General features: G+C 48.0%; 24 protein-coding genes, 1 tRNA gene and 1 pseudogene. 22 read left to right on the top strand and 4 right to left on the bottom strand.

What is annotated here, in order from left to right; translation table 11 throughout:
• Positions 1-115: 115 nt before the first annotated feature.
• The 20 genes from EXW96_RS27945 to EXW96_RS25115 all read left to right on the top strand — a co-directional run bounded on the left by EXW96_RS27945 (position 116) and on the right by EXW96_RS25115 (position 18,143).
• Positions 116-493, top strand: coding sequence for a GntR family transcriptional regulator (locus EXW96_RS27945; protein ID WP_254611567.1), 378 nt, complete (start codon positions 116-118; stop codon positions 491-493).
• A 32-nt stretch (positions 494-525) separates the two neighbouring features.
• Complete coding sequence (locus EXW96_RS27940) at positions 526-759, top strand: FCD domain-containing protein (RefSeq protein ID WP_254611566.1); 234 nt, start codon at positions 526-528, stop codon at positions 757-759.
• A gap of 47 nt (positions 760-806) precedes the next feature.
• The gene (locus EXW96_RS25200; RefSeq protein ID WP_054820326.1) at positions 807-1,205 is read left to right on the top strand and encodes a RidA family protein; all 399 of its coding nucleotides are present in this window, start codon (positions 807-809) and stop codon (positions 1,203-1,205) included.
• 385 nt (positions 1,206-1,590) lie between these two features.
• A complete protein-coding gene (locus EXW96_RS25195) occupies positions 1,591-2,883 on the top strand; it encodes an aromatic ring-hydroxylating oxygenase subunit alpha (protein ID WP_174351705.1) in 1,293 nt (430 codons plus the stop codon).
• A 38-nt stretch (positions 2,884-2,921) separates the two neighbouring features.
• Positions 2,922-3,422, top strand: coding sequence for a 3-phenylpropionate/cinnamic acid dioxygenase subunit beta (locus tag EXW96_RS25190; protein WP_054820325.1), 501 nt, complete (start codon positions 2,922-2,924; stop codon positions 3,420-3,422).
• A gap of 123 nt (positions 3,423-3,545) precedes the next feature.
• Positions 3,546-5,132, top strand: coding sequence for a dihydroxy-acid dehydratase (ilvD, locus tag EXW96_RS25185; protein ID WP_217437506.1), 1,587 nt, complete (start codon positions 3,546-3,548; stop codon positions 5,130-5,132).
• A gap of 27 nt (positions 5,133-5,159) precedes the next feature.
• On the top strand, positions 5,160-6,464 hold the full coding sequence (locus tag EXW96_RS25180; RefSeq protein WP_217437505.1) for an FAD-dependent oxidoreductase: 1,305 nt from the start codon (positions 5,160-5,162) through the stop codon (positions 6,462-6,464).
• An 11-nt stretch (positions 6,465-6,475) separates the two neighbouring features.
• Positions 6,476-7,561, top strand: coding sequence for an ABC transporter substrate-binding protein (locus EXW96_RS25175; RefSeq protein ID WP_217437504.1), 1,086 nt, complete (start codon positions 6,476-6,478; stop codon positions 7,559-7,561).
• A gap of 28 nt (positions 7,562-7,589) precedes the next feature.
• Complete coding sequence (locus tag EXW96_RS25170) at positions 7,590-8,369, top strand: ABC transporter ATP-binding protein (protein WP_174351704.1); 780 nt, start codon at positions 7,590-7,592, stop codon at positions 8,367-8,369.
• A gap of 1 nt (position 8,370) precedes the next feature.
• Positions 8,371-9,204 carry an ABC transporter permease gene (locus EXW96_RS25165; protein ID WP_062409477.1) on the top strand — a complete coding sequence of 278 codons (834 nt, stop codon included), beginning with the start codon at positions 8,371-8,373 and terminating at the stop codon, positions 9,202-9,204.
• A 21-nt stretch (positions 9,205-9,225) separates the two neighbouring features.
• On the top strand, positions 9,226-10,272 hold the full coding sequence (locus tag EXW96_RS25160) for an amidohydrolase family protein (RefSeq protein WP_174351703.1): 1,047 nt from the start codon (positions 9,226-9,228) through the stop codon (positions 10,270-10,272).
• A 39-nt stretch (positions 10,273-10,311) separates the two neighbouring features.
• Positions 10,312-10,665 carry a Rieske (2Fe-2S) protein gene (locus EXW96_RS25155; protein ID WP_174351702.1) on the top strand — a complete coding sequence of 118 codons (354 nt, stop codon included), beginning with the start codon at positions 10,312-10,314 and terminating at the stop codon, positions 10,663-10,665.
• A 39-nt stretch (positions 10,666-10,704) separates the two neighbouring features.
• Complete coding sequence (locus EXW96_RS25150) at positions 10,705-11,796, top strand: ABC transporter substrate-binding protein (RefSeq protein WP_174351701.1); 1,092 nt, start codon at positions 10,705-10,707, stop codon at positions 11,794-11,796.
• A gap of 97 nt (positions 11,797-11,893) precedes the next feature.
• Positions 11,894-12,637 (top strand): SDR family NAD(P)-dependent oxidoreductase, encoded by a 744-nt coding sequence (locus tag EXW96_RS25145; RefSeq protein WP_174351700.1) that lies wholly within the window; start codon positions 11,894-11,896, stop codon positions 12,635-12,637.
• Between the two features lie 63 nt (positions 12,638-12,700).
• A complete protein-coding gene (locus EXW96_RS25140; protein ID WP_174351699.1) occupies positions 12,701-13,087 on the top strand; it encodes a RidA family protein in 387 nt (128 codons plus the stop codon).
• 98 nt (positions 13,088-13,185) lie between these two features.
• Positions 13,186-14,148, top strand: coding sequence for a DODA-type extradiol aromatic ring-opening family dioxygenase (locus EXW96_RS25135; protein ID WP_174351698.1), 963 nt, complete (start codon positions 13,186-13,188; stop codon positions 14,146-14,148).
• A gap of 40 nt (positions 14,149-14,188) precedes the next feature.
• Positions 14,189-15,037 carry an alpha/beta fold hydrolase gene (locus EXW96_RS25130; RefSeq protein WP_174351697.1) on the top strand — a complete coding sequence of 283 codons (849 nt, stop codon included), beginning with the start codon at positions 14,189-14,191 and terminating at the stop codon, positions 15,035-15,037.
• A gap of 233 nt (positions 15,038-15,270) precedes the next feature.
• A tRNA-Gly gene (locus EXW96_RS25125) sits at positions 15,271-15,341 on the top strand.
• A gap of 374 nt (positions 15,342-15,715) precedes the next feature.
• A complete protein-coding gene (locus EXW96_RS27935; protein ID WP_203237022.1) occupies positions 15,716-17,221 on the top strand; it encodes a transposase in 1,506 nt (501 codons plus the stop codon).
• 211 nt (positions 17,222-17,432) lie between these two features.
• On the top strand, positions 17,433-18,143 hold the full coding sequence (locus EXW96_RS25115) for a DNA alkylation repair protein (protein WP_062411015.1): 711 nt from the start codon (positions 17,433-17,435) through the stop codon (positions 18,141-18,143).
• A gap of 7 nt (positions 18,144-18,150) precedes the next feature.
• Here EXW96_RS25115 and EXW96_RS25110 read toward each other — a convergent pair whose 3' ends face one another.
• The 3 genes and pseudogenes from EXW96_RS25110 to EXW96_RS25100 form a co-directional block, all read right to left on the bottom strand.
• On the bottom strand, positions 18,151-18,891 hold the full coding sequence (locus EXW96_RS25110) for a response regulator (RefSeq protein ID WP_074728866.1): 741 nt from the start codon (positions 18,889-18,891) through the stop codon (positions 18,151-18,153).
• 42 nt (positions 18,892-18,933) lie between these two features.
• Positions 18,934-20,507 (bottom strand): annotated as a pseudogene (locus EXW96_RS25105) (ATP-binding protein).
• 163 nt (positions 20,508-20,670) lie between these two features.
• Positions 20,671-21,057 carry a hypothetical protein gene (locus tag EXW96_RS25100; RefSeq protein WP_174351696.1) on the bottom strand — a complete coding sequence of 129 codons (387 nt, stop codon included), beginning with the start codon at positions 21,055-21,057 and terminating at the stop codon, positions 20,671-20,673.
• Positions 21,058-21,214: 157 nt separating this feature from the next.
• Between EXW96_RS25100 and EXW96_RS25095 the strand changes: the two genes are divergently transcribed.
• Positions 21,215-22,273 (top strand): TRAP transporter substrate-binding protein, encoded by a 1,059-nt coding sequence (locus EXW96_RS25095; RefSeq protein ID WP_062409470.1) that lies wholly within the window; start codon positions 21,215-21,217, stop codon positions 22,271-22,273.
• A 149-nt stretch (positions 22,274-22,422) separates the two neighbouring features.
• On the opposite strand, the gene EXW96_RS25090 is transcribed toward EXW96_RS25095, so the two are convergent.
• Positions 22,423-23,127 carry a 3D domain-containing protein gene (locus EXW96_RS25090; RefSeq protein ID WP_174351695.1) on the bottom strand — a complete coding sequence of 235 codons (705 nt, stop codon included), beginning with the start codon at positions 23,125-23,127 and terminating at the stop codon, positions 22,423-22,425.
• Positions 23,128-23,501: 374 nt separating this feature from the next.
• On the opposite strand from EXW96_RS25090, the gene EXW96_RS25085 reads away from it, so the two are divergent.
• Positions 23,502-24,314 (top strand): uroporphyrinogen-III synthase, encoded by an 813-nt coding sequence (locus tag EXW96_RS25085; protein ID WP_174351694.1) that lies wholly within the window; start codon positions 23,502-23,504, stop codon positions 24,312-24,314.
• Positions 24,315-24,355: the final 41 nt, after the last annotated feature.

Here is a 24,355-nt window from a genome sequence, read left to right as displayed (position 1 = left end):
TGCATAAAATGATAGATCATATTTTCAGCTAAATTGTATAAATTATTGTTGACAATAATGTTGGAATAGAAATATACTAAAGTTAGCTATCTGGGGAAGGAGTATTTGGCGTACAATGCTAAATGAAGCTACATTACTGAACGAAGAAGAATGCTATCTCCGATTGAAGGAGGATATATGCCGCGGGATTCTGATGCCCAACCAGCACCTTGTGGAATTGGATTTGGCGAAATCATATGGTGCCGGACGCGCGGCGATACGGACTGCATTGGCGCGCTTGGAGCAAGAGGGCTTGGTAGAGCGGGAACGCTATCGCGGAGCGCGTGTCCGTCTCGTCACGGAGGAAGAAGCGATAGAAATCCTCGAGGTACGTACAGCTTTAGAAGGCCTAGCCGCTCGTCGCGCCGCAGAAAATGCAACAGACGAGGACGAGGGTGTTCTTCAGGACATTTTACATGAAATGAAATATATTATGAGGCAAACGATCTGCTGAAATATTCAGATTGCAACACAAGGCTTCATCACATGCTCATTAAAATGTCGGGGAATAAGACCGCAGCGAAGGTTTTGGATACGCTCAATTCACAGAGTGTTCGTTTTCAGTATAAAACGATTTTGCAACGGGGGCGGCCTGATAAATCATACGAAGATCATCGGGCGATCGTTGAAGCTGTAATCCGACGTGATCCTGATGCGGCAGAACAAGCCATGCGCCTGCACCTCGGCCGGATTTTAAACGGGTTGCGAGATTTATTTTAGACGTTTTTGTTCTTAAAGTGAATGTTTAACGTGAGTGGGGTGAGGGAATGGCTCGTCGAAAAAGTATTGAGATTAAAGGGGTAAATCATCACGGAACGATTCCGATTCCCTTGGGGGCGAAAGTGGGTCGATTTGTCTTCTCTTCTGCGATTGCCGGGGTTGACCCGGCAATCGGCAAGATTCCGGATGAGCCGGAAAAACAAATTGAGCTAGTCTTTGATCACGTTCATCGCTTCATGGAGGTTGCCGGAGGAACTTCAGCCGATATCGGGAGAATGACGGTTTATCTCCAGGATGAGCAGTATCGGGACTTGGTCAATCAGGCATGGGTGAGCATGTTTCCCGATGCTGCCAATCGGCCTGCGCGACATACGGTAGTGAAGGATTTGCGGGCGGGAGCGCTCGTGCAAGTTGAAATCACAGCTGTTTTACGCGAGGAAGCGTGAAAGGATTTTTGCTGCCGTTTCTCGTATGAAGATTTGAAAGGGGTTTCATTTATGAAGCGTTTAGATTCAGGACGCTCCCAGACATTTTAGTGGTTGTAGGAAACGATCAGGCCAACATTTCATTGAAAAGATGATGATCGAGGGGGTTGATGTCTCTAAAGCTTAGTATCTGGAATACGTTACAGGGTATCGGTCTCCCGCCGGTACGGGATCAGGAATGACTTTTGCAGTCTGGAAGCAAGAGATTCTGTGGAACTGCCGTCATCGATGCAAACGGATGCAGGTACATTGGGTTGGGAGGTAATCAAATGGCGAGGATACATAATTTAAGAAATGGTATTGATCAAGAAATGCTTAATGAAATAAAGAAAAATTTGAAGAAGGATTGTTCCCTCAATGGATTTTAACAGATCCGGATATTTATGCTTTGGAAGTGGATAGGATATTCGGATACACATGGCAATATTTAGGGCATGAGTCGGAATTAAAGGAACCAGGGGACTATGTCACCAGATGGTTGTTGGATGATCCTGTGTTGTTAATCAAAAACAAACAGGGAGAAATCAATGCCTTTTTGAATTCTTGTACCCATAGAGGAACACATTTATGTACGGCCGATTCAGGAAATAAGAAAGCGTTTACATGCCCATTTCATGGCTGGACGTTTAATACGGAGGGAGAACTGATTGGAGTCGTTGCAGGCGACAAGGTCTATGGCCAAAAATTGAATAAGAAAGAGTGGTCGCTGCGCAAGATTCCCCGAGTTGAGACATATAAGGGTATGATTTTCGGCAATATGGACAAAAATGCAATGTCTTTGGATGAGTATCTCGGGGAACTCAAATGGTATCTTGACATTATTTTAGGACGAAGCGACGGAGGAATGGAGGTCAAAGGAGGTCCTCAGCGCTGGGTTGTAAACACGAATTGGAAGTTAACGGCGGAAAACTTCGGGGGCGACCCCTATCATGTAGCAACTACTCACAGATCTACCGTTGAACTTGGCATAAGTCCCAAGGACCCGCTATATTCCAGTTATGGCCATCAAGTCAAGTTAAATCATGGACATTGTGTAAACGTAAGTACAGTCGTGCCCGGTTTAAATATGCCGCCTTATCAAGGGCTGCCTAAAGAAATGTGGCCCATGTTTGAAAGGAACTTATCCAAAGAACAGTTGGAGGTTTATAAAAAGACCACCGTGATCGTCGGTTCTTGCTTCCCGAATCTTTCTTTCCATTGTCCGGTGCATGGAAGTGAAGGTCACTTGCACAATTATTTAACTTTGCGTATATGGCGTCCAATGGGGCCGGACAAAATTGAAATATGGTCTTGGTTCTTGATCGATAAAGCTGCACCGGAAGCGTATAAAATGGATTCGTATAAAGGCTATGTGGCTTCGTTTGGTCCATCGGGAACTTTAGAGGCGGACGATACGGAAATCTGGACTCGGGTGGTTCAGGCAAGCAAGGGGAGAATGGCTCGCGATAAGGACCTTAGTTATAATAATCTGCTTAACTATATGATGGGTATGGATGAAGTGTTGCCGGATGAATCGTGGCCGGGACCCGGTGTCGCTTACCCGACATGTTATGTGGATGCCGCCTTGAGAGGGATGCATGACTATTGGTTGGAACTGATGACAAGCGATTTGAAAGATGATAGTAAATGGAACGATTGAAATCGGTAAGAAAAAGGGGAGAAAAGGAGGGGATGGTTATGAATTATGAGCTGCACTACCAAATAACGAATTTTCTCAACACTGAAGCGCTTTTATTGGATAATAGGGAGTTCGAGGATTGGTTGGAACTGCTTACGGATGATGTTGTTTATCGGATGCCTGTACGGGTCACGAAGGAATCCAAAGACGGTTTCGATAAAAATAATGATATGGCTTATTATGAGGAAACCAAGAAATCTTTGACAACACGAGTAAAAAGACTTAGAACCGGCTCGGCATGGGCCGAGGATCCTCCGCTGCGTACACGCCATTTTGTATCCAATATTATTATTAAAGAAGGTACATCCAGTAACGAGTTAAAAGTACAAAGTTATTTTTCGTTTCAACGAAGCAGGGGAGTTGATCATGCCGTAGAGCAAATTTTTGGCGAGCGTTTAGATGTATTGCGCAACATCGGTGGAGATTGGAAAATCGCTTCCCGGAGCATTTATCCGGATCAGACCGTGTTAACTATGATGAATTTGAGTACGTTTTTGTAAGTCAACAGAAGGGAGATTTTTATTGCAATGGAAAGAAAGCTTAGGAGTTATGTTGAACCGGGTAGTGTAAGATGGGCCATGAGGCGGGCGCAATGGGGAGTTTTCGGAATCAACGAGGAGGATATGGAAAAGCCCAAGATCGCGATCGTAAACACCTCCTCAAACCTGGCGGCGTGCTTTGCCCACCTTGATGGCATCGCTGCGAAGATGAAGGAGGAAATACGCGCTGCCGGTGGTTTGCCATTTGAGGTACGCACGGCGGCACCGTCGGATGCCGTAACCAGTATGGGACGTAAGGGAGGATATATTCTGCCGGCCCGCGACCTGATTGTGAACGACGTCGAGGTGGCGGTGGAAGGAGCCATGCTGGACGGGATGATCTGCCTGGTATCCTGTGATAAGACAGTGCCGGGTCTTCTCATGGCGGCCGCCCGGCTTAACATTCCGACTATTGTCGTAGCTTGCGGTTATCAGCCAAGCGGGCAGTATCGTGGCGAGCACATTGATTTTGAGGATCTTTGGTTAAACGCTGTAAAACAACAAAACGGCAAGAGGGTTTATTCGGTCGAAGAACTGAGTGAGATGAGCAAGAATGCGATCCTTGGTCCTGGCGTATGTGCCGGGATGGGTACGGCCAACACTATGCACATTGTTTGCGAAGCCCTTGGCATGGCGCTTCCCGGCAGCACTCCGGTACTGGCCAACAGCCAGAAGATGTGGGACACGGTCGGGCTCGCTGCCAAAAGAATAGTACAAATGGTGTGGGACGACCTGAAACCCCGTGATATTCTTGTACCTGAAGCTTTTGCTAATGCCGTGAAGGTGGTGTTGGCGATCAGCGGTTCGATCAATGCGGTGAAGCATCTTCAAGCGCTGGCCAGGGAGGCTCAGATGGATGTGGACATTTACGGCATGTTCGAACGGTTTGCCGATGAAATTCCGCTTCTGAGCGCCGTACGGCCCAACGGGGAGCATACGATTGAGCAGTTCGAGGCGGCTGGCGGAGCGCAAGCGGTCTTGAAGCAGCTCGAATCTTTCCTTCATACCGATACAATAACGGTATCCGGCCGGACCATAAAGGAGAACCTTCACGGGATCGCGATCTCCGATGAAGAGGTGATCCGTCCAGTGAACCGCGCGTTCGTCAATCGCCCTTCTATTGTATTAATACGCGGTTCGTTAGCACCGGACACCGGTATCGTCAAACTTGCAGTCACCGATGATCGGCAACTTCAGTTTAGCGGGCCGGCGATTGTCTTTAATTCAGCCGATGAAGCCATTGAAGGCGTACATAAGGGACTGATCAAGCCCGGACATGTGGTTGTAGTCAGAGGACTTGGTCCAAAGGGTGCACCCGGCATGGGCTTCTTGTCCAATTTTGTTTTTGCCCTGAACGGGGCGAGTTTAGGCGATAAGGTTGCAGTGGTGACTGACGGGCAACAATCAGGACTTTCCAATATGAGTCTGGCGGTGAACGAGGTCTCTCCTGAAGCGGCGGAGGGCGGACCTATAGGACTTGTGGAAGATGGCGACACCATCGTAATTGATGTAGAGAAGCGTTTCGTCAATCTTGAAGTGCCGGAAAGCGAGCTAGAGCTTCGGCGTTCGCGCTTAAATGGCGCTCCTGCCATGGAAGAGCACGGATGGTTGTCGATTTATCAGCGATTGGTTAGGCCGTTGCCTGAAACCGGAGGTATTCTCTTTAAATAATTAATCACAAGAAGGGATGTTTGGAGAATGGAAGAAATGAATTTAAAGGTTACGCGGACGGTTCAAAAAGACACAACGGTAAACGTACAGGAGGTGAAAGTCGATATTTGTGTAGTAGGTGCGGGCATTTCCGGAGTTTCAGCCGCTTTGGAAGCGGCACGATCCGGTCATAAGGTGGCATTGGTGGACGGTTCGCCTACCTTAGGGGGGCAGGCTGTGAATTCGATCATAGGCACATTCGCCGGCCTGGTTTCTAACGGTCCGAACCCATACCTGATGACCTATGGCATTGCTGAAGACATCATCCGCGATCTTGGCGCTGCTGGGAATTTGCACCTGCGCAGGAGATTTAATACCATCATGTACGATGAGGTAGCCCTTGCCCGATGGATAGAAAAATCCGTTAGAGATGCCGGGGTAACCGTGATTACCGGTGCCGTTTTGCGGGGGGTGACAAGAAAGGGAACGCGTATCGATTCGATCGATTTGGCCACCCGGTATGGCGATTTGCGCCTTTATGCAAACGGTTTCGTAGATGCGACGGGTGACGCTGCACTTGCTTGGCACGCCGGCCTTCCATGCCGGGAGCCTGCGGAAGGTTCGGTTTATGGGTCCCAGGTGTTGGTACTCGAGGGGATCGACGAAAAGAACTACCCGTCATATGACGAGCTAATTCAAAGACTTAAGGAAAAGGCCGATGATTATGGATTTGAACGGAGGGACGGTCTTGCCATCGTATTCCCGGGCAGGGGAACAGCCCTTCTCAATATGACGCACGTTGAAACGCCGCTTGAGCCGATTGCGGCAGCGGAAAAAGCGCTTGAAGGCAAGGAACAGGCTGATCGAACGGTTGTATTTCTAAAGAATGAATTTCCTCTTGCATTCGGCCAGTGTCGAGTACGCAGTTATGGCTTTCCCGGCGTCCGGCAAACGCGCTGGATTGTCGGCCGCCGGCAATTAACGGTTGAGGATGTGCGTGCCGGAACGCGGTTTCCGGATGCAGTAGCCCGTACAGCATGGCCGATTGAACTGCATAATCGAAAGGATGGCTATGTCTGGCAGCCATTTTCCGAGGATCATGTCCACTATATCCCTTTAAGCAGTCTGACGCCTCCCGATGTTGACAACCTGGCTGCAGCCGGCCGTTGTATTGACGGGGATCTGGCGGCTCTGTCCAGCGTACGTGTTATGGGACCGTGCATTGCAACGGGGGCGGCAGCAGCACACGCATTAAGCCTTGCCGGTACGGGCAGCGTCCATGAGATCGACATTGCCGCACTTCAGGAACGGCTGAAGGATAACCTTACCAGAATGGATCCATATAACGGATAAAGGAGGGGTTCATGGTGAAAAAAACAGTTTACCCGGTAATTGCTATTCTTTTACTTTTGGCGATGATGCTTTCCGGTTGCGGAAAAAGTGCGGAAACACAGGGGAATTCCGCGGAACCGGCTAACCCGTCGGAGCCTGCTAATAATAAACCGGCCGAATCGAAGTCGGTATCGTTGGCCTTATTAAAATTTACGTCCAATGCTCCACTGTTTATCGCTTATGAGAAAGGCTTTTTCAAAGATGAACATCTCGACGTTGAATTAAAATGGTTCGATTCGGCGAATGCCGTCAACGTAGCCGTGGCGTCCAGCAGCGTGGATATTGCGGCTGCCGGTTTGACTGCAGATTTTTACAATATGATCGCGCAGGGTCAAAAGATGTTTCTCGTCGCCGATAAGGGCAGAGAGGAAAAGGGATATGCCTACTCGGCGCTGGTGCTGCCTAATGATTCTCCGTATAAATCGGTTGAAGAGTTAAAGGGAAAGAAAGCCGCCATTACAACCATCGGCAGCACGAACCATTACTCGATAGCCAGAATATTGGAGAATCATGGCATGAGTTCGAAGGATGTTCAATGGACACCGATGAACTCCGTCAGCGGCGTGGTAGATGCCATTAAGGGCAAACGCGTGGACTTCGGTTTTATCAGTGAGCCCAATGTTACCAAGGCTGTGGATGAAGGTTTTGGCAAAACGCTCACTTGGATATCGGACGAGATAAAATTTCAAAGTTCCGCCCTTGTTTTTTCTTCAAAATTCATATCCGACAGGGATGCGAGTGTACGTTTCCTGAAAGCATATCTCAAGGGACTGCGCTATTATTATGACGCGGCATTGACCAAGAAGGACGGGAAATTGGCGCAGGGCCCGAATTTTGACGAAGTGCTCAAGATCATCACCAAATATACCGGCCAGCCGGAAGACGTGATCAAAAAGTCCTTTCCGTTTATCGACCGTAACGGAAAGCCTGATATTGATGATCTCAAGGAGCAGATCGCATGGTATGCCAAGGAAAAATTGATTGTCAAAACGTTGGAGGTTGACGATTTCGTAGATACCACGCTGTTAGACGAAGCTTTAAAAGCGGCAGGGAATTAAAAAATTATAATTGGCTGGTGAATAGGACGTGAGAATTGTTGTCGAAAATGTTCAGAAACAATTTATTGACACAAACAAGCGGGAAATCACTGCGCTCAAGGACATCAATTTTACGATAGCGGCCCAGGAATTTGTAGTACTTGTCGGCCCAAGCGGCTGCGGCAAATCTACTTTATTGAACATTGTCGGGGGACTGCTGTCCCCCAGCAGCGGTGAAGTGAGTTTCGAAGGGCTGCAGGGAAACAAGGAGCCGAAGCTCGCGATTGTGTTTCAGGAAATTGCGTTATTCCCCTGGCGGACCGTCTACGAAAATGTGATATTTGGTCTGGAGGAGCAAGGTGCCAGCAAAGAGGAGCAGCAGGAAAAAGGCCGCCATTATATCGAAATGGTGGGCTTGACCGGCTTTGAGTCCGCATATCCGAAGCAGCTATCGGGGGGCATGCGGCAGCGTGCGGGGATTGCAAGAGCGCTTGCCGTCGAGCCGGACCTTCTGCTGATGGATGAACCGTTTTCGGCTCTTGATGCACAAACGCGAACCATTATGCAAGAGGAACTGCTGGCCATTTGGAATCGTACTAGACTAAGTACGCTTTATGTCACCCACAACATCGAAGAGGCGGTCTATTTAGCCGACCGGGTCATTGTAATGTCACGACGCCCCGGAGAGATTAAAAACATTATCCACATCGATCTGCCGAAAATCGGCCGGAATCAGGAGGAATACCGGTTGGTATTCGAACGTTATGTGGATGAAATATGGCAGCTCATCCGGCATGACGCACAAGAAGCACTGAAGGAGGGGGATTAGGATGGAACAGGGAAGCACGAACGTGAATATAGTCAGTCGGACCGTTCAGCCTCAAAGGCAAACCATCCGCAATCGCGTAGCCTTTTTGGAGAAACGAACCCCGGTCTATGCTTCGGTGCTGGGAGTACTCGGCATCTTGACATTATGGGAGGGGCTTGCCCGAATACAAGTGATTCCGCCGCTTTTTTTGCCTTCCCCTTCGGCCATTCTTGCAGCCGGATGGCAGATGGTAACGACGGGGGAAGTCACGGATAATATTTTGACAAGCTTAATGCGGATAGGGACGGGGTATGCCATCGGAGCGGTTGCCGGCATTGTGATCGGGCTGCTGCTGGGCTTCTTTCGCTGGGTGGATTCCGTATTAACTCCGGTTATTTATTCGATCTACCCGATCCCGAAGATTGCGTTGCTGCCGTTGTTTATCTTATGGCTTGGGATCGGCGAACTGCCCAAGTTTACGATTATCGCGCTTGGCGTATTCTTCCCGGTAGTGATTAACACCTATGCCGGAGTCAAACAGGTTGACCCGATCCTGCTCAAAGCTGCCGTTACGTTCGGATCGAAATATTTCAGCGTCATCCGCAAGGTTATTCTGCCTGCTGCACTGCCGACCATTTTTGCCGGGCTAAAGCTTGCTGCCGGGAATTCCCTGCTCTTGCTTGTCTCGGCGGAAATGATTGCGGCTGAGAAGGGGGTCGGCTCCATGATTTTGCATTACGGCAATCTGATGATGACGACCAATTTGATGGTAGGTGTCTTGATCTTGTCCATGCTCGGCCTATTGTTTAACCGTTCGTTGGAATGGCTGGAACGAAAGCTGCTGCCGTGGAAATAAAGGAGAAGAGGTGTTCATACGATGATCATTGATTGCGATGTCCATCATGCCCGGCGAAAAGAGGTAGACCTGGCTCCCTATTTGCCCGAACCATGGAGATCGGAGCTTTTGAAGTACGGTGAGAGGAAAATGGATTCCGGGATTCTGAATGAAGGTGGATTCCGATGGGATTCCATTCCGCCCAATGGCGGCCCAGCCGGTTCGGATCCTGATTTTTTAAGGGAGCAATTGCTGGATAAGTACAATTATTCGTATGCTTTACTGACGGGATCGGGGTATCACATATCGGCCATTCCGGATCCCGATTACGCTCAGGCGATATGCTCGGCATATAATGACCATTCCATCGAGCATTGGCTGCCTAAGGATAAACGATTTAAAGGCGTCATTATGGTAGCCCCCCAAGATCCGCATCTGGCGGCAAGAGAAATCGAAAGGCTTGGAGACCATCCGGACATGGTCATGGTTGCTATGTCTTCAACGTCACGCATTCCCTTCGGCAATCGCTTTTACTATCCAATCTATGAGGCGGCGCAGCGCAAAGGACTTCCCATAGGGGTGCATACCGGCCAATCCAATGCCATGTTTGCGCAGGCGTCGCCTACACCGGCAGGTGTCGCCCGCAATTATCTGGAGTGGCATTCATGTGTACCGCAGATCTATATGGGTCATTTGGCAAGCATCATATTGGAAGGCGTTTTTGAGCGGTTTCCCCGACTGAAGTTCGTACTTATTGAAGGCGGATTTGACTGGCTGCCGTATTTAATGTGGAGAATGGATGGGCGCTTTAAGGGGCTGCGTCAGCAAGCACCTTGGTTAAAGCGCCTGCCCAGCGAGTATATAGCCGATCATGTACGTCTGACTACCCAACCATGGCCGGATCCGAAGAAAGAAGAACATATGCTTCATATATTCGATATGATGGACGCCGAAAATATATTGATGTTCGCGAGTGATTATCCTCATTGGGACTTTGACGAACCCAGCGTTTTGCCGAAGAAGCTTTCGGAAACGGCAAGAAAGAAAATACTGCATGATAATGCTGCGGAATTTTTCAATTTGAAGTAGCAGTCATCCATTATGGCCTGAAAAGGAGGAAGGAAGCAAATGCCATGGAATCTTGTTGCCCGGGAAGGGGAGATTGCTCCCGGAAAGGCTAAGTTAGTGCAAGTCGATAATAAGCAAATCGGCATTTTTTATGAAGGAAACAAGTATTACGCCATATTGAACATTTGTCCGCATTTTCATGCGGAAATATGCAAGGGGCATGTAACCGGAACCCTGATTTGCCACTCTTTTGAAGAATATGAAATGCGGCATGATGAATTGGTGCTGAGATGTCCTTGGCATCATTGGGAGTTTGCCATGGATTCGGGAAAGGCTGTTATTCCGTCTATTAAGCAAAGACTGAAAATCTATGAAGTCAAAGTTGAAGACGGAAATGTATTTGTCGCCGTTTAGTTTTGCAGTACAACTCTATTTATTGGAGGGCTGCTTAATATGAGAAAAGTAAAAATAGTAATGTTGGCGGTTATGCTGCATCTCTCAACATTACTTATGGCTTGTGGAACAAATACAACCACCCAAGAGACTCAAAAGGAAACTCCCAAAGTTGGTGCAACTCAAGAAGAATCGCCAAAGCCGGTTAAGAATCCTTTTTCTATAAACGTAGCCATATCGAAGTTTACAACCAATGCGCCATTGTTCATAGCTATGGAAAAAGGTTTTTTTAAAGATGAAAATCTGGATGTAACATTCAAGTTTTTAGATTCGGGCCAGGCGATCAATGTAGCGGTAGCATCCGGAAGTGCAGATGTTGGAGCAGGCGGCTTTTCAGCGGACTTGTACAATATGATTTCAGCCGGAGAGAAGGTTGTTGCCGTAGCAGATAAAGGGAGGGAAGAAAAAACATATCATTATTCAGCCATCGTGGTTAGAGAGGATGACTCCGAAATCAAATCGATTAAAGATTTAAAAGGCAAAAAGATCGGACTCACGTCGATTGGAAGCGCCAATCAATATAATATAGGAATGATGTTAGAAAAAAACGGTCTAAATTCAAAGGATGTTCAATGGGTATCGTTAAATAGTGTCAGTGGTCTGCTGGAAGCGTTAAAAGGCAAAAATCTGGATGTCATTGGGCTCAGTGAACCTAACGTGTCCATTGCGATAAAGGAAGGGTACGGAAAAGTGCTCGCTTGGGTTTCAGATGAGATTTCTCCTCAATCCGCTGCGATATTTTTCTCGTCAAAGTTTGCCGGAAACGAAGATGCGAGTGTACGTTTTCTGAAGGCCTTTATTAAAGGCTCACGTTATTATTACGATGCGGTACTTGCAAAAAAAGACGGGAATTTTGTAAAAGGCAGCAACTATGAAGAAGTGATCGGCATTATTTCCAAATATAGCGAGCAGCCTAAAGAGAGGATTACCGTTTTTCCGTACATTGATCCCGACGGTAAAATGAATGTGGAAGATATCAAGGAACAAATCAATTGGTACTTTAAGGAAAATTATATTAAACAGATGGTTGATCCCAAGGATTTCGTAAACACGGAATTATTGGAAAAAACATTGAAGGAAATGGGAGAATAACATCTGATGTGTACCGATGACAAAATTGTTATAAATATTGTTGACAATAATGTCGACGTTAAATACACTGGAATTATCCGGATAGGAGGTGAATGCATTGAAACTTCATCATTTTGTCAGTTGGGTAACAGGAGCTGCCGGAGGTTTGGGCCAGGCAATCAGCCATAAGCTTGCCGAACAAGGGAGTCATCTTATACTTAGCGATATAAATCATGATGCTTTACAAGAGCTGTCTCTAAAGCTTTCCGCATATCCTGTGGAAATTATATCGGACACGGAGGCCGTATGGGAAGGGGGACGAAAAATAAAGGAACGCTTTGGGAGGGTCGATATCCTAATTAATAATGCCGGTATCTCTCCTAAAGGTCCGAATGGTTCGATTCCATTTCAAGAGATTAGGATTGAAGATTGGAACCGGGTGCTTGCCGTTAATTTGAACGGTCCCTTTAATTGCAGCCAGGTTGCGCTGGAGATGATGGTTGAAAATCAAAGAGGACGAATCGTCAATATATGTTCTCAAGCATCCCGAACCTACAGTCCGGTTACATCCGCGCACTATGCTGCAAGCAAATCCGGACTGCTGGGATTAAGCCGTAAATTAGCCGGCGAATACGGTCCTTTAGGCATTCGGGTAAATGTAGTTGTACCCGGACGTATTGATACGCCAATGACACAAAGCGTGGATAAGGAATTAAGCCGGCAAGCTGCGCTTAGAACACCATTGAGACGGATCGGTCAACCTGAAGAAGTTGCGAATGCGGTCGCATTTCTTGTTTCCGATGAGGCCAGCTATGTGACCGGAGCCGTATTTGATGTAACCGGCGGTAGCCTGATGCTCTGATTTATCGCGGAAAATTGGTCAGTAATCTATATAACCATACATACAACAAATCGAGGTGATGGAATGGCTCGTAGGAAAAGTATCGAGATCGAGGGGATCACTCATAGGTCTGCCCCTATTCCTTTGGGAGCGAAAGTGGATCAATTGGTCTTCTCTTCTGCGATTGCAGGAATGGATCCGGCATCCGGCGAGATCCCGGAAGATCCGGTAAGACAAGTGGAACTTGTTTTTCGAAACGTTGAACGCTTCATGGAAATTTCGGGAGGCACTCCCGCCGATATCGGAAGAATGACGGTTTATCTCCAGGATGAGCAATATCGGGACTTGGTCAATGAAGAGTGGGTGAAAATGTTTCCTGATCCTGAAAGCCGGCCTGCACGGCATTCTGTAGTTAAAAATCTGCGGATGGGAGCCATCGTACAAGTTGAAATTATTGCTGTTTTGCCCTGAAAAAATCATAAGTTCGAGCAACAACTGCGAATAAAATTACAATACGATTTGAGAACGGTTTCATTCATTAATGATTTATCATAGAGAGGATGATTCGTTTGGCAAAGATCGTGCTTGGTATTGGTTCGTCGCATAGCCCACAAGTGAGCAGCACGGCGGATATTTGGTCACTGCATGCGGAACGGGACCGATTGAATCCGGATACTCATTATGAAGAACGTGAACGGGAGCTCGGTCACACGCTTCAGGAGCAATTATCCCCGGAAGTTTGGCAGAAAAAATACGAAGCATGTCAAGCTGCCGTGGAGCGTTTGAACCGCGAGATTCAGGAGGCTGATCCTGACATTCTGGTGGTTGTAGGGGACGATCAGGAAGAGCTCTTTTTGGATGAAGCTAAGCCTACATTCGGTGTGTTCTGGGGATCGGAATTGAAAGATTTTCCCCTCCGCTTGGAGGATCTTCATCCGTCGATGCGCCCCGTCATATGGGCTTGGCACACGACAGAGAATATCGATTATTACCCCGCGCATAGCGAATTAGGCAAACATATCATTGAAAAGATGATGATCGAGGGGTTTGACGTCTCACAAAGCACAACCCAGATCGAGGGCCGGTCGCTCGGTCACGCTTATACATTTGTTCAACGGCGGTTGGCTACTCACAAGACCATTCCCATGGTCCCGGTATTTGTCAATTGCTTTTATAAGCCCAATCAGCCTACCCCTGCACGTTGTTATGAGTTCGGGCAAGCACTGAGACGGGCCATTGAGTCATGGGGAGAAGATCAACGTGTCGCTGTCATTGCATCCGGCGGGTTGAGCCATTTTAAATTGGATGAGCATCTCGATCAAGTAGTTATTCAAGGGCTCAAGAGCAAGGAGCCTGACATTCTCAAGACGCTGCCCAGGGAAAAGCTGGAGGGGGCCTCCGGGGAGATTCTGAACTGGATTGTTTCTGCAGGTGCAATTGAACATTTGGAACTGCAGTATCTGGAATATGTTTCAGGGTATCGGTCACCCGCCGGTACGGGAGTAGGAATGACATTTGCAGTCTGGAGATAAGCACAAATGATGCGTAGGGCAAGAGTGGGGAGGAATCTGGTTGGATATCGATTCGGTAAAGGAACGTCAGCTTGCGTTAAGTCACGGCACTACATATTATCTGGAAGCAGGTCAGGGGGAGCCGTTGATTTTGCTTCATGGGGTCGGATTTTGGACGGGGGGCGATTACTGGCTTCCGAACATGGCTGAACTCAGCCAATATTTTCATGTTTATGCTCCCGATTTCGTTGGCTGGGGAAAGGGAGACCGGCTTCAGGTCGAGTATTCGTTTTCTTATCTCGCGGACTTTGTCCGAGAGTTTCAGGATGCTTTAGGAATTTCATCCGCGCATGTTGTGGGTCACTCGATGGGGGGATGGGTTGCATCGCTTCTCGGTTATGAAAGCCCGGATCGCGTTCGCACATTGACCTTGATTAGTGCCGGAGGGATATCCAAGCGCACTTTATCATCGATGACATCGTTTAAGCCGCCGGTCTATGATGACATTTTGAAGCATGTGAGTGAAACGTCGTGCGGTGAAACCACGAAAATCGCTGAAACCGCTAAGCGGTGGTATGAACGCACTTTGCTGCCGGGGGCATTAGAGGCCTATCAAAAAATATTGAACCATATGAATGAACCTACACACCGCGCCAGATACAACCTGCAGCGGAGATTGCCTTATATAAAGAGCCCTGCTTTAATTATCTGGGGATCCGAGGATAAGATCAATGATATCAGTATGGGCGAATTGATGCATTCTCTGATTCCGCATTCTGAGATGGCGGTAGTATCTTGTGGGCATTACGGCCCGAGTGAAAAGCCCCGCGAGATCAACGCTCTGATCATTCAATTTACACAGAAGCATCTGGAATCGCAGAGCAACCAGAATTCCATGAAGATCATTTAGATCACGGCAAAAAGAGGTTCGAATCCTCTCGAGCGCATAATTAAAACAAGGAATCATCAATACGGGATTCCTTGTTTTTTCCTTTTAAAGATACCTCATTTCAGACACATTGAAAGCATGATGTACAATAAAATAGAATGTTGCATTTTGACTTAAAGCCTGCTATATTAATATTTGTCACTCTACCGGCATTCCAATCGTGTCGTCCCGTACCGACCATTTTAATCAGCCATGCGGGTGTAGTTCAATGGTAGAACTCCAGCTTCCCAAGCTGGCGGCGTGGGTTCGATTCCCATCACCCGCTTAATGAAAGAACCTTGTATATCAAGGTTTTTTTATTTTCTATTCTCTTCACGAACCTTCATCTTCAGGGGGTGGGGACAATTTGAGGACACTTGCGTAATTTCCTCATTGAAAATGGCATCACTCGGGATATTAGGGATCTTTACTCGAAAGAGTATAAGTCAAGAGACTGGTTATTTTACCCTGTGATAATTGTTAAATATGATCTATGCAGTTCGTGTCATTAACTGGTAAACGGTGGTTTTTGCTGCACAAATGTCACTAATTTCTCGAAATTAGGACGAAAAACCACTTGACATTTTGGAAACACCCCCATAATCGCGAAGGATACCTCTATTTGCAGGGTATATCTTCTAGATTATAGGTGGTTTGCCAATGTCAGCGTTACAAAAACCGAGATTTACTGAGCTCAATCATAGTGAATGCGCGGGAGCCCCCGTCCTAAAAAGTTTGTGGGATCGTTTTGACTTCTCTCTGCTGCTCTCCCAATCCGGCATGATGAAGCGTAGTGGAACACCGTCTTGGCTCCTTTGCTTCCTTTATGTCGTCGGTCTCGTTTCCAATTGTTCATCCGTTGTTCAAATGGCACAGTTAGCCGACAAGGATGCCTTGCTGAAAGTCATGTTCCAGCCCTGGAAGCTCACTCAGTATACGTTGAGCCGCTTCTTCACGACTAGCTTTGCCTGGATGACCTTTGGAAAAAAGCGTGTCGAGCGATTGCAGCAAGATACCCTGACCCGACTCTCCGATGGGGATGTGGTCAATCTCGATGATACGCATAGTGCGCATCCCTACGCCAAACAACTTCCGTTTCTCAGCTGGCTCTACGACCATTCCACAAAAACATATGCATGGGCGATGAATCTTGTGGTCCTGCAAGCTGTCCTAAAAAGCGGATTGGAATATCCGTTGTTTTACCGCGTGTGGCATAAGCCGGAAACGAAGGGTGAGGGTCTTACGAAGCTGGATCTGGCCAGACAGATGCTTTTGATGCTGCGTGAATCCGTCACATGCCGACTGTGGGTGGCGATGGACCGGTGGTATCTGTGCAAGAAATTTTTCGTATTCCTAGAAGAAAACAACTTTGATTGGGTAACCAAGGCCAAGCGCAACACCGCTTTATTCCGTAAAGTCATTGAACCCGGTACCCGTCGAGAACGCTTCGTGCCGCTGACTCCGGTCATGCTCATCCGCGAAGTGTTCAAGGATTTGACTCGTCAAGCGACATCCGGATTGAGTTCCATTTCCATTCCGGGTATTTACATGAAGCGCCCTTACACCACTATAAATCGAAAAGGAAAGCAAGTGACCAAACAACGATTTGTACCGATCGCCGCTGTTGTCGCCATGCGATTAAAGGAAGATGAACAACCCGATTCGAATCCCGTCCAGACAGAAGAGGAAGAGTCCCCTGCCACTTACAGAGGCGCGTACTTGCTCATCAGTAACCGCTTTGATGCGCCGGAGCAAGCATTGCAGACCTACGTAAAACGCTGGCGGATCGAAGTGTTCTTTCGTGCAGCCAAGCAGGAACTGGCTTTTGAAAAGTGCCATGCCCAATCCGAAGCGCATCACCATGCTCATTTCGAGCTATTGTTCGCCGCTGAGACATTATTAGCCGTTGCGCTTTTCGAACTGAACAAAGAAAAAACGAGTGATGAAGGCTACACCCACGGGGAAATGGTTCGTGGCCTCTTCCACACTCGTTGTCAGGTTCGCGTGAAAAACCACAAGGGCATTCAGCGAATCTCTATTGATTGTGACATACAAGTGCGGCAATTTGCAAGACTAATTGAATTGTTTTGGCCAGAGCATTATTTAATGCTTCTTTGGGTTACACCCAGACCAGAACTTTACCAGGTCTTACCACGAACTGCATAGGTCATGTGTTAAATAATTTCATTCTTAATATTGGAAGTTAATTTTTAAGAAAGTAAAAAATTGGTCCAAGGAAGTGGGTTCCTGGGGCCTTTTTATCTCTTAAGATAGTATGTTCCTGAATTGTTTTGAGCATGCTTCATTCCAGAATTGGTTTAAAAGTATCGGATTTTCAAAATCGAGAAAAGCATACATTGAGGGGAAGGTGGATACAATGACTGATTTAAACGAAATCATGGACAAGCTCATAGCAATGGGATCGGAGCAAACAAAACAGATCTTCCTGCGTCACGGTGCGAAAGAGCCTTTGTTCGGAGTGAAGGTGGGCGATTTAAAGAAGCTGGTCAAAGATGTGAAAAAAGACCAGCATCTCGCTCGTGCGCTATACGAAACCGGAAATAGCGATGCGATGTATTTGGCCGGACTTACCGTTAACCCCAAGACGGCGACAAAAGAAATGCTTCAAGACTGGGTGAGAAGAGCCAATTGGTATATGCTTGCTGAGTATACGGTAGCTTGGGTTGCCGCGGAAAGTCCGTACGCCATGGAATTAGCCAGGGAATGGATAAAGTCGCCTGAGGAAATGATCGCTGTTTGCGGCTGGAGCACTTATGCGAACTATATCTCGATTACTCCTGACGAGCTTTTGGATATAAATGAAATCAGACAGCTTTTAAAGCAGGTGGAAGCGACCGTACATGACGAAATGAACCGGGTCCGCTATACCATGAATTCATTCGTTATTGCAGTCGGTACCTACGCAGCCGTTTTGCATGAAGAGGCAATGAGGGTTGCTGAATCGATCGGTAGCGTACACGTGGATGTCGGGGCAACGGCTTGTAAAGTACCGCTGGCGTCGGAATACCTTCGCAAAGCGAAGCAGGCCGGCAAAATCGGCAAGAAGAAAAAGACCTGTATTTGTTAATTTACGTTCAACGGGATTCTCCCGGCCGGGATGAAAGAACATATTTGTTCATGGGGCGGCCTACGCCATACTGCAGATCAAGGCGTACTTGACCGCTCTTTTCCAAATAATCCAAATAACGCCGAGCCGTGACCCGGGCGATGCCAACGCCTTCGGCTACTTCTTCAGCTGAAAGCGGATCGGTTTGGCCCGATAAAAAATGAAGAATTTGCTTCAGGGTTAAAGCTTGCAGACCTTTGGGCAGATCTTGGACCGCCGCTGCGTCTGAAGCGGATATAAGTGAAGAAGGCGTTTGCGGATTGCCGTACAGAACCCGGTCGAGCTCGCTTTGGGTTACCGTATGCTCGCTTTGAAGCGTTTCTTTGATGCTCCGGTAATGCTCAAGCGCCTGTTTGACACGATCGAATTTAAACGGTTTTATAATGTAATCGACCGCTCCGTTTTGCAGCATCCGCTCAATGGTTCGCATATCGTTAGCGGCGCTGATCACAATAACATCAACGGATAGCTGCTGTTTCCGAATTTGTGCCAGCGTTTCTATCCCGTCCTGTACCGGCATGAAAATATCAAGGATCATCAGGTCCGGCTTCAGCTTCTTCACCATGCGCAGCCCTTCATCTCCGCTGGAAGCGGTGCCGATAATTTGAAAGCCTTTCACACGTTCGATAAACTGTTGGTTCACTTCTTGAACCATAGGATCGTCTTCGACCAGTATAACACGAAACAGCTTGGATTCTGGGGAATTCATCATATTCATAGGTTCACCTTGCCTCGTTCGTTATATCAAACATTAGTCCATCGGGAACGAAACCACAAATGTGGTTCCTTCACCAGGTGTTGAATCGATTTCGATGGTACCTCCGCCTTTATCCACTATACCGGCAACCAAGTGAAGTCCGATGCCCCGCTCGCTGCCGCCTTTTGTAGTGAAGCCGCGTTCAAAAATCCGGGCGCGAGTAGCGTTATCCATACCGCAGCCGTTGTCCTCCACAAGCACCGAGAGGGCCTGTTCGTCTTGGGCAATGCTGACGAATACGCGCTTATCCCGTTGAACCTGCTGAAGAGCGTCAAAAGCATTTTCCAGCAGGTTCCCGAGCAAAATAACAAAGTCATGGTGATCGAGCCGTTCCGGAAACCGCTCCAACTGGCTTTGACGGTCGATCGTTACTTCAATGCCAAGCTCGCGTCCGCGGCTGATCTTGCCAAGGAGAAGTCCGGTCAGGCTGTCGTCCTGGATCCGTCGGGTAAGGAAACGGGTCAGCTCTTCTTTCTGCTCCCTAATTTCAAACAAGTAGTCGAGCGCTTTTTCATTGTTGCCCAGCTGAATCAAGCCTCCGATCGTATGAAGCTTGTTCATATACTCGTGATTTTGAACACGCAGGGCGTCAACGAACGCTTTCACACCGGTCAGTTCTTCGGCCATTCGCGTCACTTCAGTCCGGTCCTGAAAAATCGCCACTGCCCCAACGGTGCGGCCGCCTACTGTAATGGGAACACGGGTGCTCATAATGATATCGCTGCCAATCGCTTGTTCTTGATTATATACGGGGTGATTCATCTTGAGAATTTCGGGCAGACGGGAATTCGGAAAGACCTCGTGAATCAGCTTCCCGATCACGTCGCCTGAAATTTTCAGCATTTGTTTCGCTTTTTCATTAAATATGGTAATTCGTTCATTCTTATCAATCGCGATAACGCCTTCATGCATCGCGTGAAAGGTTGCCGTGCGCTCAACCAGAAGCCTGGCGATTTCGTGCGGCTCCAGTTCAAACATTTGCTGCTTGATGTGCTGGGCAAGTTTCCAGGAACCCCAAAACCCGAATAAAGAGAGAGCAGCAAAACCACATAAGCTTGGCCGGAAAGGTCGAGCAGCACTTGTCCTACGGTCGGCATAATGCGGCCGACCAATGCGACTCCGATTTGAACATTATCGTTCATAATCGGCACGAAAGCGCGCAGTGCCGTACCCAGCTCCCCCTTTGCCTTGGATATATAGGTGTGCTCAGCGAAGGCCGATCCCTCGTCAGTTCCGCTCGACTGGGTGCCGATTAGGCTCTGAACCGGGTGAGAGAGCCGTACCCGATTCATATCCATGACAACGACGTAAGTCACGTCATTGATAATGCGGATGCGTTCGGTGGCAGGTTGGATCCCTGGTCGCAGATCGGGGTTAGTGAGACCGGCGATGACCTCGGGCATCTGGGCCACGGTTCGCGCGGTGACAAGCAGCCGCCACCCGAGATCTTCCTCTTTCATCCGGATAATGCCGCCCATGAGAACGCTTCCGGCGATGCACAGCGAAAAAAGCACGATACCAAATGATAGAATGGCGATTTTCCAATTAATTTTCAAACGCTGCAGCATAGCTTTGGCAAGATGTCCCCTTTCCCGTCGGCGAATGACTGAGCCATTGTTTATTCTAATCATACAATAAGCTGAAGCCATTGGGAATAAATTTGCCCGTCATTCCTATCTGTGGTAATAATTACAATGACAGGCATGTACGGCGGGGGTAGCCTCTGGCGCTTTACCTGTCCTGCTCATCTTGGTTCTCCTGCTTGCCGGAAGACTTCTCTTCTTTATTCTTGATCGACCAGGAATTACCTGCTTTTCGGATTTTTTCCTGAAACTCAAGCTCCTGCTTCAGCATTTCCTCCTGCTGCTTTTGCAGGGTCTTTAGCTGTTGTTTTTCGTTTTTGCGAATTTGTTCCTGCTGCTTGAATTCTTCCTGCCGGATGTCCTGGTACATTTTCATTTGGTACTGAAGCTCTGTATCGACCGGTTTGACATTTTGTTGATTCGAGCTTTGCTGGTTTGGATTGGAATTTTGCTGATTTTGTCCGCACCCGGATGCAACAAGCAGAACAAGGGCGGGATAACAAATTAAACGGATAACATAACCTTTATACATCATAGGGCTATTCCTCTTCCTCTCATGGCCGCGGCCGGCAGGGCTTTTTTGTAGTGTAACCGCAAAACTCCGAATTCATGTTTGTTCCTGCAAGGACAAAGATTTCATGGTATACTGTACTTAAGTTTTATCATCCTGATGAGGTTGGAGGTGGGCGGATTTGAGACGGCTGCTCGGAACGATGCTTGTCATTTTGATCGGCCTTGTCGCGGCGGTTGCCATCGGCTTTTATCCCACATTAAGCTCCGCTCCTGCCGCCGATGATGATGAACAGCAGGGCTTCGACCGGGAAATCGTCATCAAATTCAGTCATGTCGTTGCGGAAAATACGCCCAAGGGCTTGGCGGCTCAAGATTTTGCCCGTCGCGTTTATCAAAAAACGGACCAGCGCGTCAAGGTTGAGGTTTTCCCGAATGCCGTTCTTTATAACGATACGGACGAAGTGGATGCATTGATGAACGGCAACATTCAGATGATCGCTCCGGCGTTTTCGAAAATATCTCAATATGTGCCGGCCTGGCAGGCATTCGATCTTCCTTATGCTTTTTTGACCGATCAGGCGGTGCAAGAGGCGTTTGACGGAGAAATAGGAGAAATCCTTTTTAAGAAATTAAAGAGCAAAAATATGATAGGGCTTTCATATTGGAGCAATGGCTTTAAGCAAATGACCTCGGCCCGGGGGCCGCTTATTCATCCGGCGGATTTTAAAGGGCAGCAGTTTCGGATCATGCCCAGTGACGTGCTTAAAGCCCAGTTTCGATTATTTGGTGCCAAAGCCGTGGCCATTCCTTTCGACGAAGTGTATCGCGGACTGGAATCGGGATTCGTGGATGGCGGGGAGAATGCCATTAGCAACATCGACTCCAAAAAGTTTTATCAGGTTCAAAAATATATGACGATTAGCAATCACGGTTATTTAGGATATGCGGTACTGATGAACAAAGAATACTGGGATAAGCTCCCTGACGATTTGAAAGGCCTAATCAGCGAGGCGTTAAAAGAGACTACGGAATGGGCGAATCAAAATGCCGTCGTGATGAACGCGCGCCAGCTTCAGGAGATTTATGACCGGTCCATGATGCAAATCCATATCCAGACGCCGGAGGAGAGGCGGGAGTGGATGCGTGTTTGGGAGCCGATTTATGAAGAATTTGAGGGAGTCATCGGCAAAGATTTGATCGACCGGATTCGCCAACTTCAGAAAAAATACGGAGGATGACTTTAAGAGGAACCGCTTCTTGAAAGGGGCTCTCCGTCGGGAGCCGAAAATAAACGTGCAAGGGGCTGTCCTTCTTTAAGCCGGAAGGACAGCCCCTGCCGCTGTTTTGTCATATTCGAGCGCCATCGGTTGAATACAGACGGGCGTCATCAGCCGGTTCGTGCTGCGTCTTCGCCCAATACATACACCTTGACATTCTTCTTCACGCCAAATTTACGGGCTTTCCGCACATCTTCCATAAATACGTCGATGCGTGCGCCGCGGATAGCGGAACCGGTATCCTCGGCTGTACGAATGCCGATACCTTCGATAAATACGGTCGTACCGATCGGAATAACCGACGGATCTACGGCGATCGTCCGTCCTTCTTCCGCTCTGCTGCCGCTGGATGTAACACCGTAGGCCGGATGGGAAGGGGATTTGCCCGTCGATTCGGCCCCGGCGGTATAGGCGGTGAGTGTAGAAGTGAACACTTGGCTTATCGTATTCATTTGGCCGTCGGGCAGCCGCAGTTCCGCCTCATCCGCCGGGATCTCCAGCAGCTGTCCGATGGTGAGATGGCTGGGTTCTGCCGTCGGATTGGCAGCGAGTAAGGTTGGAAGGCTAATACCAAAGGACCTGGCGATGCTGTACATTGTGTCTCCCGACTTGATTTTGTACGTCAGGGGTGGCGAAACTTGAAGCCCGGGAGCTTCGTTCACGTTCTCTCCGGAATAAAAATAGGATGCGGATATGCAGCATGACTCATAGTATTCGTCATACGTATTGTAAGCAGCGGCAGGCACAGCCCCAATGAAAACATGCAGCAGAAGCAGGTGAAAACATAACATTGTTATTCGGCTAAACTTATTCATCAAGTGTATCCTCCTCTGAATCTGATTTAATAGAAGCGATAGTACTAGAGTTGCCCGGATTCATAGAATATAAACCTGTGTAATTCATAGAGGGGGTCATGTTTGTGAAAATAAAGACGAACAATTTAGTTTTTTTGTTTTAAATGTTCGCTTATTTTGGCTTCATAAGCACAATTTATGAATGTTATAAGCAGATTTGTATTGAATCTTCCTGGTCCATAAGGTATATTACTATTACAAATATTATGTAAAGATAGACTACGCCTATAGATAGGATAATTGACATAATTTGTTTTTTTTAATCGTGTCTTCACGCTGTATGAACGAGCGGTTCAGTCATCAAGAAGATACCAGCGGATATGGGGAGAAAGGACATGCGCAGACTAGAGGGAAAGAGAATCGCGCTCACTGGACCGAGGAAGGCCGCAGAGCTGAGCGTTATGGTAGAAAAGCTTGGAGGCATTCCGCTCGTCCGTCCCGCCCAAGGCACGGTAGCCGTCGATCGGGAGAAAGTAGAGAAGGAGATCACCAGCCTCATCGAAAACGGAACGGACTGGGTCATCTTTACTACCGGTATGGGAACGGAGATGCTGGTTCAAGCGGCAGAGTCGATGGGAGTCGGCGAAGCGTTCATCGATACTTTAAGACGTACACAAATTGCCGCCAGAGGCTACAAGACAGTGAGGTATTTGAAATCTCTCGGTTTGGAGCCCAAGGTAAGGGATGACGACGGCACGACGGTAGGCATTCTGAGGGCGCTTATGCCGTATGACCTCCGCGGCCGCAGGGTTGCCCTGCAGTTGTATGGAGATCATGCACCCCGTCTTGTGAAATGGCTGGGCGAGCAGCAGGCTCAGTACTATGAAATTCTTCCGTACTTGCATGTGCCCCCGGAACTGAGCGTGATGAATCAGCTCTTATCGGAAATCGTCGAAGGGCGGCTGGATGCCGTAACGTTTACAAGCACGCCCCAAGTCCGTTTTCTGATGTCCTATGCCCGCAAGCAAGGCTTGGCGGAGCAAGTGAAGTCGGCGTTCAACGGCAGTGTGGTGGCTGTTGCCGTGGGGAAGGTGACGGCGGAGGCGCTTCGTGATGAAGGGATTGACCGTGTTGTAGCTCCTGCAGAGGAAAGAATGGGGAGCATGATCGTCAGCTTGGCCAAGTATTATGAAGAAAATGAAGATTAATCGGGGCGTTTGGTCATATTTCATGAGGTATGGTATACTTT

The sequence above is a fragment of the Paenibacillus sp. JMULE4 genome, from assembly GCF_013337105.1.
Taxonomy (GTDB): Bacteria; Bacillota; Bacilli; order Paenibacillales; family NBRC-103111; genus Paenibacillus_G; species Paenibacillus_G naphthalenovorans.
Note: the sequence above shows the minus strand (reverse complement) of the source record. Positions and strands in the feature narration are given on the sequence as shown.

What these genes read in the sequence shown, in the direction of transcription:
- EXW96_RS25085 (WP_174351694.1), top strand. Translation starts at nt 23,502, where the DNA reads ATGCGCAGACTAGAGGGAAAGAGAATCGCGCTCACTGGACCGAGGAAG.
- EXW96_RS25200 (WP_054820326.1), top strand. Translation starts at nt 807, where the DNA reads ATGGCTCGTCGAAAAAGTATTGAGATTAAAGGGGTAAATCATCACGGA.
- EXW96_RS25165 (WP_062409477.1), top strand. Translation starts at nt 8,371, where the DNA reads ATGGAACAGGGAAGCACGAACGTGAATATAGTCAGTCGGACCGTTCAG.
- EXW96_RS27945 (WP_254611567.1), top strand. Translation starts at nt 116, where the DNA reads ATGCTAAATGAAGCTACATTACTGAACGAAGAAGAATGCTATCTCCGA.
- ilvD (WP_217437506.1), top strand. Translation starts at nt 3,546, where the DNA reads ATGGAAAAGCCCAAGATCGCGATCGTAAACACCTCCTCAAACCTGGCG.
- EXW96_RS25160 (WP_174351703.1), top strand. Translation starts at nt 9,226, where the DNA reads ATGATCATTGATTGCGATGTCCATCATGCCCGGCGAAAAGAGGTAGAC.
- EXW96_RS25090 (WP_174351695.1), bottom strand. Translation starts at nt 23,127, where the DNA reads ATGAATAAGTTTAGCCGAATAACAATGTTATGTTTTCACCTGCTTCTG.
- EXW96_RS25115 (WP_062411015.1), top strand. Translation starts at nt 17,433, where the DNA reads ATGACTGATTTAAACGAAATCATGGACAAGCTCATAGCAATGGGATCG.
- EXW96_RS25180 (WP_217437505.1), top strand. Translation starts at nt 5,160, where the DNA reads ATGGAAGAAATGAATTTAAAGGTTACGCGGACGGTTCAAAAAGACACA.
- EXW96_RS25140 (WP_174351699.1), top strand. Translation starts at nt 12,701, where the DNA reads ATGGCTCGTAGGAAAAGTATCGAGATCGAGGGGATCACTCATAGGTCT.
- EXW96_RS25190 (WP_054820325.1), top strand. Translation starts at nt 2,922, where the DNA reads ATGAATTATGAGCTGCACTACCAAATAACGAATTTTCTCAACACTGAA.
- EXW96_RS25175 (WP_217437504.1), top strand. Translation starts at nt 6,476, where the DNA reads ATGGTGAAAAAAACAGTTTACCCGGTAATTGCTATTCTTTTACTTTTG.
- EXW96_RS27940 (WP_254611566.1), top strand. Translation starts at nt 526, where the DNA reads ATGCTCATTAAAATGTCGGGGAATAAGACCGCAGCGAAGGTTTTGGAT.
- EXW96_RS25150 (WP_174351701.1), top strand. Translation starts at nt 10,705, where the DNA reads ATGAGAAAAGTAAAAATAGTAATGTTGGCGGTTATGCTGCATCTCTCA.
- EXW96_RS25155 (WP_174351702.1), top strand. Translation starts at nt 10,312, where the DNA reads ATGCCATGGAATCTTGTTGCCCGGGAAGGGGAGATTGCTCCCGGAAAG.
- EXW96_RS27935 (WP_203237022.1), top strand. Translation starts at nt 15,716, where the DNA reads ATGTCAGCGTTACAAAAACCGAGATTTACTGAGCTCAATCATAGTGAA.
- EXW96_RS25100 (WP_174351696.1), bottom strand. Translation starts at nt 21,057, where the DNA reads ATGATGTATAAAGGTTATGTTATCCGTTTAATTTGTTATCCCGCCCTT.
- EXW96_RS25110 (WP_074728866.1), bottom strand. Translation starts at nt 18,891, where the DNA reads ATGAATTCCCCAGAATCCAAGCTGTTTCGTGTTATACTGGTCGAAGAC.